General features: G+C 72.3%; 10 protein-coding genes. 8 read left to right on the top strand and 2 right to left on the bottom strand.

What is annotated here, in order from left to right; all coding sequences use genetic code 11:
* Positions 1–30: 30 nt before the first annotated feature.
* The gene (locus tag ACIPSA_RS21240) at positions 31–528 is read left to right on the top strand and encodes a GNAT family N-acetyltransferase (RefSeq protein WP_402637209.1); all 498 of its coding nucleotides are present in this window, start codon (positions 31–33) and stop codon (positions 526–528) included.
* On the opposite strand, the gene ACIPSA_RS21235 is transcribed toward ACIPSA_RS21240, so the two are convergent.
* A complete protein-coding gene (locus tag ACIPSA_RS21235) occupies positions 518–946 on the bottom strand; it encodes a hypothetical protein (RefSeq protein ID WP_402637206.1) in 429 nt (142 codons plus the stop codon). The genes ACIPSA_RS21240 and ACIPSA_RS21235 overlap by 11 nt on opposite strands.
* A 1-nt stretch (position 947) precedes the next feature.
* Positions 948–1,307, bottom strand: coding sequence for a hypothetical protein (locus tag ACIPSA_RS21230; RefSeq protein WP_402637203.1), 360 nt, complete (start codon positions 1,305–1,307; stop codon positions 948–950).
* Positions 1,308–1,868: 561 nt separating this feature from the next.
* Between ACIPSA_RS21230 and ACIPSA_RS21225 the strand changes: the two genes are divergently transcribed.
* From ACIPSA_RS21225 to cobA, 7 genes are all read left to right on the top strand, one after another.
* Positions 1,869–2,912 (top strand): methionine ABC transporter ATP-binding protein, encoded by a 1,044-nt coding sequence (locus ACIPSA_RS21225; protein WP_402637200.1) that lies wholly within the window; start codon positions 1,869–1,871, stop codon positions 2,910–2,912.
* On the top strand, positions 2,909–3,646 hold the full coding sequence (locus ACIPSA_RS21220; RefSeq protein ID WP_402637197.1) for a methionine ABC transporter permease: 738 nt from the start codon (positions 2,909–2,911) through the stop codon (positions 3,644–3,646). The genes ACIPSA_RS21225 and ACIPSA_RS21220 overlap by 4 nt, the downstream gene beginning before the upstream one ends.
* Before the next feature lie 98 nt (positions 3,647–3,744).
* Positions 3,745–4,581, top strand: a complete 837-nt coding sequence (locus ACIPSA_RS21215) for a MetQ/NlpA family ABC transporter substrate-binding protein (RefSeq protein ID WP_402637193.1) — start codon at positions 3,745–3,747, stop codon at positions 4,579–4,581.
* Positions 4,582–4,732: 151 nt separating this feature from the next.
* Positions 4,733–5,371 carry a GNAT family N-acetyltransferase gene (locus ACIPSA_RS21210; RefSeq protein ID WP_402637190.1) on the top strand — a complete coding sequence of 213 codons (639 nt, stop codon included), beginning with the start codon at positions 4,733–4,735 and terminating at the stop codon, positions 5,369–5,371.
* A gap of 123 nt (positions 5,372–5,494) precedes the next feature.
* Positions 5,495–6,721 carry a precorrin-6y C5,15-methyltransferase (decarboxylating) subunit CbiE gene (cbiE, locus tag ACIPSA_RS21205; RefSeq protein ID WP_402637187.1) on the top strand — a complete coding sequence of 409 codons (1,227 nt, stop codon included), beginning with the start codon at positions 5,495–5,497 and terminating at the stop codon, positions 6,719–6,721.
* A 395-nt stretch (positions 6,722–7,116) separates the two neighbouring features.
* A complete protein-coding gene (cobT, locus tag ACIPSA_RS21200; RefSeq protein ID WP_402637184.1) occupies positions 7,117–11,118 on the top strand; it encodes a nicotinate-nucleotide--dimethylbenzimidazole phosphoribosyltransferase in 4,002 nt (1,333 codons plus the stop codon).
* A 211-nt stretch (positions 11,119–11,329) separates the two neighbouring features.
* On the top strand, positions 11,330–12,574 hold the full coding sequence (gene cobA / locus ACIPSA_RS21195; protein ID WP_402637181.1) for a uroporphyrinogen-III C-methyltransferase: 1,245 nt from the start codon (positions 11,330–11,332) through the stop codon (positions 12,572–12,574).
* Positions 12,575–12,621 lie beyond the last annotated feature (47 nt).

The following is a 12,621-nucleotide window of genomic DNA, read 5'->3' as shown; positions in this document are numbered from 1 at the left end:
GGCGATCAGGTGAGCGGGAGGCGTGCGCACATGGGCATGAGCGTGACCATCTCGGTGGCGACCGAGCAGGACGCGGAGCAGATTTTCAGGCTCCAGTACCTGTGCTTCCAGAGCGAGGCGGCGTTGTACGGCAACTACCGCATCGACCCGCTCGTCCAGAGCCTCGACTCGGTCCGCCAGGAGGTCGCGTCCGACTGCGTCTACGTCGCCCGGCTCGGCGAGGAGGTGGTCGGCTCGGTGCGCGGCGCGGTGACCGAGGACGGCGCGGCCGCCATCGGCAAGCTCTGTGTCCACCCGCGTCTGCAGGGCCACGGCATCGGCGCGCGGCTGCTGCGCGCGGCCGAGGCGGCCCTCGCGGAGGAGCGCGGCGCGAAGAAGTTCCGCCTCCACACCGGTCACCGCAGCGAGGGCAACCTGCGGCTGTACCGGCGGGTGGGATACGAGACGGTGGGCACGTCCAAGGGTGCGGACGGCGTGCCGTTGATCGTCCTGGAGAAGCCGGCGGGGACGTACGCGACTACGGCATGACGCCGTCGCGCGACTTCCGCAGCCAGTACATGGCCGACAGCGGCAGCAGTACGGGAATGAAGATGTAGCCCATGCCGTAGTCGGACCAGACCGTCGCGTCCGGGAAGGCCGACGGGTCGACCAGGGTCCACGTACCGACGACGAGCACCCCCGCCAGTTCGGCGGCGCAGCACACCAGCGCCGCCTTGCGGGCCGTTTCGCCGCCGCGCACGAGGGAGTACGTGATGAACCCGTACACCACACCCGCCACGGCGGACAGCGAGTAGGCGAGCGGTGCCCGCCCGAAGTCCGTCGCGATCTGGACGACGGACCGCGACACGGCTCCGACGACCATCACGCCGTAGAACCAGACGAGCAGCATTCCCGGCCCGCTGATGAGCCGCGTCCGCGCCGGCTTCCGCTCCTCGGTGGCCGTCATCTCACCCTCCCCAGATGTCGAAGAGCCGCACTTCGAGCACGGCTAGCACCACACCGCCCGCGGCGGCGGTCACCGACCCCCACCGCGTCCTCTCGGCCAGCGACATGAACCCCGCCGCCGGGACGCACGCGAAGGCGCCCAGCAGATACGCCACGAAGATCGTCGTCCCCTGATCCGGCTTCTCGCCCCGGGCCAGCTGGACCACCCCGATCACCAGCTGCACCACGGCCAGCAGCGACACCACGGCCATGCCGATGAAGTGCCAGTCCTTGGTCGGCTGGTCACGATAGGCGGCCCACCCGCACCAGGCGGCGAGCAGCAGCGCGGCGACACCGGTCACCAGCGTCAGGGCATTGAGCATGCGGAGACCCTATTACGGGCCAAACGGTCCGATGCGGTCGGCCCCCAGGGCCCGGGAGCGCGGGACGACCGCCGTGGCATTGGCCACAGCCGATCAGGCCGATGAGCTGATTGCCGACCTGGCCGTCCACGCGCCGTCGGCCTTGTCCGCGCTGGTCAGCGGCGGGCGAGTCGTGAACTCCGTGCGCGACCGGCCGTGTCCATCAGTGTCCAGCATGTGGACGGAAGCGGACTGTCAGGACCGTACGTCTGGTTTACTGATCGCATGACCACGACGAGCTACCGCATTCCTGCGACCGAGGCGACCATGACGCCCGGTGCTCGTTGTCTGTGTCGAATGTGCGCCTTCTAGAGGGCCCCCGCACCACCTGAGCCTCGCGCCCCGAAGCGAGACGCCGTGGCCTGTCCGTCCGTCGTCGTACGACGTACGCGAACGACGCCGCCCCGCGCACATGTTCTCCCCGGTTCCATCGCCACCGCGAGAACCGTGTCGCGTCCCTGAACGAATGCACCTGTGCCCGGGCACACCCACGCCCGGGCACTCGACAGTGACGGAATCACAGTGATCACCACATCGGGCCTGAGCAAGGTCTACCGCTCGCGCGGCCGAGAGGTCACCGCCCTCGACGGCGTCGATCTCCACGTCCGCGAAGGCGAGGTGTACGGCGTCATCGGCCAGTCCGGCGCCGGAAAGTCCTCGCTCATCCGCTGCGTCAACCTGCTGGAGCGTCCCACCGCCGGGACCGTGACCGTCGCCGGGCAGGACCTCACCGCGCTCGCCGGGCGCGGACCGCGGGCCGGCAGGGAACTGCGCCGGGCGCGCAGCCGGATCGGCATGGTCTTCCAGCACTTCAACCTGCTGTCCACCCGGACCGTCCAGGACAACGTCGAGCTGCCGCTGGAGATCCTCGGACGGTCGGGGAAGGAGCGCTCCCGCAAGGCGCTCGAACTCCTCGACCTCGTCGGTCTCGCCGACAAGGCGGGGGCCTATCCCGCCCAGCTCTCCGGCGGCCAGAAGCAGCGCGTCGGCATCGCCCGCGCCCTGGCCGGCGACCCCCAGGTGCTGCTCTCCGACGAGGCCACCAGCGCGCTCGACCCGGAGACCACCCGCTCCATCCTCCAGCTGCTGCGCGACCTGAACCGGCAGCTGGGCCTGACCGTCCTGCTCATCACGCACGAGATGGACGTGGTCAAGAGCGTCTGCGACTCGGCCGCGCTCATGGAGAAGGGGCGCATCGTCGAGTCCGGCACCGTCAGCGAACTGCTCGCGACCCCGGGCTCCGAGCTGGCCGCCGCGCTGTTCCCGGTGGGCGGCGAGGCCTCCGGCGCCGACCGCACCGTCCTCGACGTCACCTTCCACGGCGAGGCCGCGACCCAGCCGGTCGTCTCCCAGCTCGCGCGCACCTACAACATCGACATATCGATCCTCGGCGCCGCCATCGACACCGTCGGCGGCCTCCAGATCGGCCGCATGCGCATCGAACTGCCCGGCCGCTACGAGGACAACGTCGTGCCGATCGGCTTCCTGCGCGAACAGGGCCTGCAGATCGATGTCGTCGACCGCACGGCCCAGGAGTCCGTGCCGGTGAAGGAAGGTGCCAAGTGACCTGGTCCGAGATGCAGCCGCTGCTGTCCCAGGCGTGTTGGGACACCCTCTACATGGTCGGCTGGTCCACGCTCATCGCCGTCGTCGGCGGCCTTCCGCTCGGCATCCTCCTCGTCCTGACGGACCGGGGCGGGCTGCTGCAGAACGTCGCCGCCAACAAGGTGATCGGGCAGATCGTGAACATCGCCCGCTCGATGCCCTTCATCATCCTGATGGTGGCGCTGATGAACTTCACACGCACCATCACCGGGACGACCATCGGCCGCGAGGCCGCGATCGTGCCGCTCGCCGTCGGCGCCATCCCGTTCTTCGCGCGCCTCGTCGAGACGGCTGTCCGCGAAGTGGACGGCGGACTCGTCGAGGCCGTGCAGTCGATGGGCGGCAACACCTGGACCGTCGTCCGCAAGGTCCTCGTACCGGAGTCGCTGCCCTCCCTGATCTCCAGCACCACGACCACGATCGTCGCCCTCATCGGCTACTCCGCCATGGCCGGCACGGTCGGCGCCGGAGGCCTCGGCGACATCGCCATCCGCTACGGCTACCAGCGCTTCGAGACGCAGATGATGTGGATCACCGTCGCGATCCTCGCCGTCGCCATCTCGGTCATCCAGTTCGCCGGCGACTACGCGGCCCGCTCCCTGCACCGGCGCGGCGGCCGCTCCGGCCCTGCCCCGAAGCTCCGCCTGCTGAAGGCCGCGGAGCCCGCGGCGGCCGACGTGAGCAAGGCCGCCTGAGCCAGGCCGCCTGAGCAGGGCCGCCTGAGCAACCCCCTCCACAGACTCCCCGTTCACCCATGACGGGGTCGCACCACCCTTAAGGAAAGGCACTTTTCGTGCGTAACACCGCCAAGATCACCGCCGCCGTCCTCGCCGCCGGAGCCCTCACCCTCGGGCTCACCGCCTGCGGCTCGGACAAGGACTCCTCCTCTTCCTCCGCCGACTACAGCGGACCGCTGGTCGTCGCCGCGAGCCCCACCCCGCACGCCGAGATCCTGGACTTCGTCAAGAAGAACCTGGCGAAGAAGGCGGGCCTCGACCTGGAGGTCAAGGAGTTCCAGGACTACATCGTGCCGAACACGGCGACCGAGAACGGCTCGGTGGACGCCAACTACTTCCAGAACCAGCCGTACCTGGACGACTTCAACAAGAAGCGTGGCACCCACATCGTGCCCGTCGTCACGGTTCACCTGGAGCCGCTCGGCCTCTACTCCCACAAGGTCAAGAGCGTCGACGCGCTGAAGAGCGGCGCGACCATCGCCGTCCCGAACGACGCCGTGAACGAGGCGCGCGCCCTCAAGCTGCTCGCCGCCGACGGCCTCATCACCCTCAAGGACGGCGCCGGCAGCGAGGCGACCCCGCAGGACATCGCCAAGAACCCGAAGAACCTCAAGTTCAAGGAGATCGAGGCGCCCCAGACCGCGCGCTCCCTGGACGACGTGGACGCCGCGGTGATCAACGGCAACTTCGCCATCTCGGCCGGCATCAAGCCCGCCAAGGACGCCCTCGTCCTGGAGTCCGCGAAGAACAGCCCGTACGGCAACTTCCTCGCGGTGAAGAAGGGGAACGAGAAGGACCCGCGCGTCAAGAAGCTCGCGAAGCTCCTCACCTCGCCCGAGGTGAAGAAGTTCATCGAGGACAAGTACCAGGGCTCGGTCATTCCGTCCTTCTGACGGGGCGTATACCGCGTATCACCACGCACGGGGTCGGCTCCCTCACCGAGGGTCGACCCCGTCGTGCGGTTCAGTGGTTTCATGCTGCATGCTGGGCAGTTCAGCAGGCCCTGACGGTTTACCAGGCTTTCCGACGTGTACGGAGCGGCGCATGACTAGCACCTTCCCCAACATCTCCATCAACACGGAGCGGTTGGTGCTGCGTCCCCTCGACGAGGACGACGTGCCCGCCCTGACCGAGATGATGAACGACGAGCAGGTCGGGGCCTGGACCGATGTCCCCCAGCCCTTCACCGAGGACGGCGCCCGCCACTGGATCACCCAGTGGGCGCCCACCGAGCGCACCGCCGGCCGCGGCCTCGACCTCGCGGTCACCGAGTTCCTCACCCAGCGCCTGGTCGGCATCGTCCAGCTCACGAAGACCAACTGGCATATCCGGTCCACCGAACTGTCGTACATCATCGCCCCCTGGGCCCGCGGTGAGGGCTACGCCTCCGAGGCGGCTCTCGCCACCGCCCAATGGCTCTTCGGCGACCAGAAGTTGGAACGCATCGAAGTGCGCACCGCCGCCGACAACACCGCCTCCCAGCAGGTCGCCCAGAAGATCGGCTGTATCAGCGAGGGCGTCCTGCGCAACGCGTGCATAGTCCACGTCCGCACCGAGGACGGCGCGTGGGCCGACGTGCGCACCGACTTCATCGTGTGGAGCCTCCTTCCCGAGGATCTGGAGGGTGCGGGCGAGCATCTCGCCGACAGCGGGGGTTTCACGTCGTTCTCCGACTGGAACTGACGGCCACAGGACCCACAGGGGTTCGCCCGCCGCGCGCCCGACAGCTCCACCAGGTACCCTCACGGAGCCTGCCTGTGGGCCCCTACCCCTGACGACCTGCGCAAGCCCTGGAGACTGACGACGATGGCCGACCGCGTCACGGTGATCGGTTGGGACGGTTCACCGCTGACCGCCGCGGCCCACGGCGCCCTGGGTGCCGCCACCCTCGTCGCGGGCGCGGCGCACCACCTGGCGCTCCCCGAGCTGCCCCCCGCGGCCGAGCGCATCCGCCTCGGCAGCGTCGAGCTCGCCGCCCGCCGCATCGCCACCCACCGCGGTACCGCGGTCGTGCTCGCCGACGGCGACCCCGGCTTCTTCGGTGTCGTACGGGCCCTGCGCGACCCCGAGTTCGGCCTGGAGGTCGAAGTCGTCCCCGCCGTCTCCTCCGTGGCCGCCGCCTTCGCGCGCGCCGGAATGCCCTGGGACGACGCCCAAGTGGTCGTCGCACACCGGCGAACCCTGCGACGGGCGGTGAATGTATGCCGAGCCCACACCAAGGTGGCCGTACTCACTTCACCCGGCGCCGGCCCCGCCGAACTCGGCCTGCTGATGGACGGGGTCCACCGCACCTTCGTCATCTGCGAGGAACTGGGCACCGAACGCGAGCGGGTCAGCGTCGTCACCTCCGACAAGGCCGCCGACCACACCTGGCGCGACCCGAACGTGGTCATCGTCATCGGTGGAATCAGCGGAGCCGCGCGGGCGGGCGAGGGCGGCGGCTGGATCGCCGGGCGCGACCCCGGCGCGGGTCCGCGTGGCTGGGTGCTGCCCGACGAGGCCTACGGCGGCGGACTCGGCGAGGGCGAGACGGATCTGCTCCGGGCGGCCCAACTGGCCCGCCTGGGGCCGCGCGTCGGCGACCTCGTCTGGGACATCGGCAGCGGCAGCGGGGCGTTCGCCACCGAGGCGGCGCGGGCCGGTGCCGCCGTCATCGCCGTCGACCGGGACCCCACGGCGTGCGCCCGCACCGAGACGGCCGCACGCCGCTTCGGCGTCCAGCTCCAGATCGTGCGCGGCACCGCCCCGCACGTCCTGGAGAACCTGCCCGAACCGGATGTCGTCCGTGTCGGCGGCGGGGGAGCCGCCGTGGTCTCCGCGGTCGCCGACCGCCGCCCGCAGCGCATCGTCACGCACGCGGCGACCCGCGACGCGGCCGAACTCGTCGGGCGCGATCTGACCGAGCACGGGTACCGGGTCGAGTGCGCCTTGATGCAGTCCGTCGAACTCGACACACGTGCCTGGACGGAGACGGAGCGGAACGTTGCGTTCCTGCTCACAGGGGAATTGCTGCGGCGCGAAGCGTCTCGTTGAGGGGTGACGGTCGGGCGACGGATGAGTGCTGCCGGATCGCGCCCCGTGATCCTGTTGTCGTACCGCGCGCGGTAGGCTGGCCGATCGTTGTACCGCTCCAGGTGACCCGGAAATTCGTTCGTCAATGTCCGGAAAGCGCGCCCGTTTTGGGGTGGGTGTGGTACGGCGGAACCGGAGGACGCGCAACGTGGCGCAGTCCACAGCGGGCTGTCGCGGATCAACCTGTCGCGACGGGGGAACGACCGGGACAATGCCACCGAATGGCTTTGTCGCCTTTTATGGGCGGGTCGTTCGTGCCGCTGGGCACGGACGCTCGTTCTTCACTGCGGGGCGGTCGGTGCGCCGTTCCGGGTGAGCTGGTCGTAGGAGCACTAACCGATGGGCGAGGGGTACGCATGACGGACACCGGCCAGGTCCCGGGCGAGGGGCAGCCGGAGAGCGCAGGGATGGTGGAACACCCGGGCGTTCCCGCGCACGGCATGTACACCTACCTCTCCGAGACCACCGCCGAGGACGAAGACCTGCTGCTGCCGGGCGCCCAGAGCGCATGGGGCAACGAGGTGCCGCCGCCTGCCCCGGAGCCGGTTGTCGAGGCCGTCCACGAGCCGGGCCCGCACGAGACGGCCGGCCGCGACAGCGGTTCCGTCGACCTCAGCGGCGTCCGTCTGCCCGACCCGCCCGCGTCGGTCCCACCGTCGCCGATCCTCTCGGCGCCGCATGAGCAGACCGTGCCTCAGCCCCCGCGGCGCCCGCTGCACCTGGGCCCGCCGATCCCCGACGCCTCCGCGAGCCCGGTCCGCTCTCTCGCCGACCGCGGCCCCGCGGGCGCACCGGTGCGGCAGCCGGGCCCGCCGACGAGCGGCCCCGAGTACCTCGACGTCCAGCCGCTGCACGACGCGGCCCCGCAGAGTGCGGCGCCCTGGGGTGCGGTGCAGGCACCCGTGGCTGAGGTGGTCCCACAGGCCCCGGCCGCGGAAACGGTTGTTCCGGTTCCGGTTCAGGAGCCGGCCGTCGCTCAGGTCGTGGGGCAGGCCGACGCGGCCCAGGCCGCCGTGGCCCGGCTCGCCACGCAGGCCGCCGTGGCGGGCGGTACCGCAGAGCCGGTGGCGTCGCCGGGCAACGCGAACGTCGCCGCTCCGGCCCGGATGGCGGAGTCCGTCCCGGGCGCCGGGCCCGAGGGCCCGCAGTTGGTGCACGGGCACGACGGGGTGCAGACCGTGCACGGGCATGACGGGGTGTACGCCGTGCAGGCCGGGCACGGGGCCGAGTCCGCCCAGGGTCCGGTGACCGGGCCGGGCGTCGCGGGTGTGCAGGGTCCGGTGGCCGTGCAGGCTTCCGAGAGCGGCCAGTCCTCCGGCGTCCAGACGTCCGGCGGGACGGGTGCGCCGGAGGGCGTCCAGGAGCCCGAGGCCACGCGGGAGCCCGAGGCCGCACCGGAGCCCGAGGTCGCACCGGTCGCCGAGACTCCGGAAGGTGTGCAGCGCCCGGTCGCAGAGAACGCCGAGAACGCCGAGGCCCAGGTCACGCCGGTCACGCCCGTCGCACCGGTCGCGGAAGGCCAGGCTGCCGAAGGTCCGCAGGCCGTGGGTACTCCGGCCCAGGGTGTCAGCCCGCCCGCCGACCCCGGTCCGGCCCAGCCCGGCACCATCACTCCCGACTCGGTCGCCGAGCCCGTACCGGCTCCCGAGCCCGTCGCCCCCGCCCCGCAGACGCCGGAGGCCGAGGTTCCCGCGCCCGCCGTGCAGCCCGCGACGCCCGCCGACGCCACCCCCGTGGCCGTCGTCCCCCAGCCCGTGGCGGCGGACCCGGCCGCGCAGGCCCAGGTCCCGCAGCCCGGACACCCCGGAGCCGGTGAGCCCCCGCAGGCCGCCCGGGCCGCGGCGGAACCGCCGTCGGCCGAAGCGGCGCACCTGCCCGAGCCCGCCCCGGAGCCGCAGGCCGCCGCGGCCGCCCCGCAGGCCATCGCACAGCCGGCCGATGCCGGTCATACCGACGAAGCGCCCGCCCCCGTCGTCGTACAGCCCCAGGAGGCCGCCGGTCCCGAGGCCGGCGCGGCTCAGCCGGACTCCGACCGTGCCGAGCCGGACGCCCAGCCGCAGCCGCAGCCGCCCGCGCCCAGCGTGGCCGAGCAGCCGCAGGCCGTACCGGCCGCGGCCGCCGCCGCTCAGCCGGAGGCGCCGGCAGCCGCTCACGCGGTCGCTGCCGAGACTGGCGAAGTCGCCCCCGAAGCCGAGGGCACCCCCGAAGCCGAAGTCGCGCCGGAGGCCGAAGTCGTGCCGGAGGCCGATGCCTCCGGTGACCCCGCCCCTCTCCAGGGCGGTGTCCCCCTGCAGCCGCACCCGGACCAGCCCCTGGGCCAGTTCGTGCCGGTCGAGGGCACGGTGCCGACCACCCCGCACCTGGCCCCGACCCCGCCGCACCCGCTGGTGCTCCCCACGCAGGAGCCGCTCGTGGTGCTCCCCACGCAGGAGCCGCCCGCCGCGGCCCCCGAGGAGCCCGTCGCCACGGTCCCCGGGCCCCGCGAGGCCGAACCCGCTCCCGCCCCGGCAGCGCCGGACGAGGAGCACAACCCCGAAGTCGTACAGCACGCGGAGGACCTGGAGACCAGGGCCGCCGACCAGGAAGAGAGCACGGCCGCAGTGGCAGAAGCACGACAGTCCACCGGCCCGGCCGCACCTGGCTACGACGACGCCGAGCGCGAGGCCGTCCTCAGGGTCATGCGTGAGCGCCGCGACATCCGCAACGGCTTCCGCAGCGACCCGATCCCGCACGAGGTGCTGCTTCGGGTGCTGGAGGCCGCGCACACCGCACCGTCGGTCGGGCACTCCCAGCCCTGGGACTTCGTCGTCATCCGGTCCACCGAGACCCGCCGGACCATGCACGAACTGGCCATGCGCCAGCGCGAGGCGTACGCCAAGTCGCTGCCCAAGGGCCGGGCGAAGCAGTTCAAGGAACTGAAGATCGAGGCGATCCTCGACACCCCGGTGAACATCGTCGTCACCGCCGACCCGACCCGCGGCGGCCGCCACACCCTCGGCCGTCACACGCAGCCGCAGATGGCGCCGTACTCGGCGGCGCTCGCGGTCGAGAACCTCTGGCTCGCCGCCCGCGCCGAGGGCCTCGGCGTCGGCTGGGTCAGCTTCTTCGACGAGCGCGAGATGGTCCGCGCCCTGGGCCTGCCCGAGCACCTGGAGGTCATCGCCTACCTCTGCGTCGGCTACGTCGACGAGTTCCCGGACGAGCCCGAGCTGATGCAGGCCGGCTGGTCCAAGCGCCGCCCGCTGTCGTGGGTCGTGCACGAGGAGACGTACGGCCGTCGCGCGCTGCCCGGCGAGGACCCGCACGACCTGCTCGCCGAGACCGTCGCCGGGATCCGCCCGCTGGACGCCAAGGCGCTCGGCGAGGCGTGGGAGCGGCAGAAGCGCATGACCAAGCCGGCCGGCGCGCTCGGCATGCTGGAGATCATCTCCGCGCAGCTGTCCGGGCTGTCCCGGCAGTGCCCGCCGCCGATCCCGGAGCCCGCCGCCGTCGCCATCTTCGCCGGCGACCACGGTGTGCACGCCCAGGGCGTCACCCCGTGGCCGCAGGAGGTCACCGCCCAGATGGTGGCCAACTTCCTGGGCGGGGGAGCGGTCTGCAACGCCTTCGCCAACCAGGTGGGCGCCGAGGTGTGCGTCGTGGACGTCGGTGTCGTCGCCGACCTGCCCGCCACGCCCGGGCTGCTGCCCCGGAAGATCCGCGGCGGCACGTCGGACATGACCACCGGCCCCGCGATGACCCGCGAGGAGGCCAAGGCGGCCATCGAGGTGGGCATCGAGACCGCCCGCGACCTGGTGGCGGCCGGCAACAAGGCCCTGCTCACCGGCGAGATGGGCATCGCCAACACCACCGCGTCCGCCGCCCTGATCTCGGTCTTCACCGGCGCGGACCCGAGCGAGGTGACCGGCCGTGGCACCGGCATCAACGACGAGACCCTGGCCCGCAAGACCGAGGTCGTCCGCCGGGCCATCGAGCTCCACCAGCCGGACCCGGCCGACCCGATCGGCGTCCTCGCGGCGATCGGAGGCTTCGAGCACGCGGCGATCGTCGGCCTGCTCCTCGGCGGTGCCTCCCTGCGCACGCCGGTGATCCTGGACGGCGTCAGCGCCGGTGCCGCCGCCCTGGTGGCCCGCGCCATCGCCCCCGAGGTCCTCGCGGCCTGTATCGCGGGTCACCGCAGTGCCGAGCCGGGCCACGTGGCCGCGCTCAACAAGCTGGGCCTGCGCCCGCTGGTCGACCTCGACCTGCGCCTCGGCGAGGGCACGGGCGCCCTGCTCGCCCTGCCGCTGGTACAGAGCACGGCACGGGCGATGCACGAGGTGGCGACGTTCGACTCGGCGGGGGTCACGGAGAAGTAACGGAGAAGTAGGGGCAGGCGTGAGGGTGCCGACGGTCCCTCCGGCGTGGTCCGTGGGCAGTCGTTCCGCAGGGCGGAACGGGGGGGCACGGACCGCGCAGCCGCACCCGGCCACCCTGCCCAGCCACCGGACACCTGAGCCGCCGTTCCAGCCCTGCACGTAAAATCCGCACGTCAGGGCCACTGCACCGCCGTCAGAGGAGTCGCCCCTCATGGCCGAACACCCCGCCTACCCCGTAGGCCTCCGCCTCTCCGGCCGCCGAGTGGTCGTCCTCGGCGGCGGCCAGGTCGCCCAGCGCCGCCTCCCCGCACTGATCGCGGCGGGCGCGGACATCGTCCTCGTGTCCCCCGAGGCGACCCCCTCGGTGGAGGCGATGGCGGACGCGGGCGAGATCGCCTGGGAGAAGCGCCCCTACGCGGACGGCGACCTCGCGGCCGCCTGGTACGCCCTCATCGCCACCAGCGACCCCGAGGCCAACACCGCCGCCTCCGCCGAAGCTGAGCGCCACCGCGTTTGGTGCGTCCGCTCCGACGACGCCGACGCGGCCACCGCCTGGACCCCGGCGACCGGCCACAGCGAGGGCGTCACGGTCGCCGTTCTCACCACGGACGCGCGCGGCCGCGACCCGCGCCACACCGCCGCCATCCGCGACGCGGTCGTGGCGGGCCTGCGCGACGGCACCCTCGTCGCCCCGCACCACCGCAGGCGTACGCCCGGAGTGGCGCTGGTCGGCGGTGGCCCGGGCGACCCCGACCTCATCACGGTCCGCGGCCGCCGCCTCCTCGCCGAGGCCGACGTCGTCATCGCCGACCGCCTCGGCCCGCGCGACCTGCTCGCCGAACTCCCTCCGCACGTCGAGGTGATCGACGCGGCGAAGATCCCGTACGGCCGCTACATGGCCCAGGAGGCCATCAACGACGCGCTCATCGAACACGCCCAGCAGGGCAAGTCCGTCGTACGGCTCAAGGGCGGCGACCCCTTCGTCTTCGGCCGGGGCATGGAGGAGATCCAGGCACTCGCCGAGGCCGGCATCCCGTGTACGGTCGTCCCGGGCATCTCCAGTTCGATCTCGGTGCCGGGCGCGGCCGGCATCCCCGTCACCCACCGTGGCGTCGCCCACGAGTTCACCGTGGTCAGCGGCCATGTCGCTCCCGACGACGAGCGCTCCCTGGTCGACTGGCCCTCGCTCGCCAAGCTGACCGGCACCCTCGTCGTCCTCATGGGGGTCGACAAGATCGGGAAGATCGCCGAGACGCTCGTCGCCCATGGCAAGGCCCCGGACACCCCGGTCGCCCTGGTCCAGGAGGGCACGACCGCGGCCCAGCGCCGCGTCGACGCCACCCTCGCCACCGTCGCCGAGACCGTGCGCGCCGAGGACGTGAAGCCCCCGGCGGTCATCGTCATCGGCGCCGTCGTCGGCGTGGGTCCGCGCCCCGGTCCGACCCCCTCCGCGTAACCGCGGGTAACCCGTCCCGTTCGAGCCGTTGGCACCACACCCAGGAC

Origin of the sequence: Streptomyces sp. NPDC086549, from assembly GCF_044746205.1 — a bacterium.
Lineage (GTDB): Bacteria > Actinomycetota > Actinomycetes > Streptomycetales > Streptomycetaceae > Streptomyces.
This window is presented reverse-complemented; position numbering and strand designations above follow the sequence as displayed.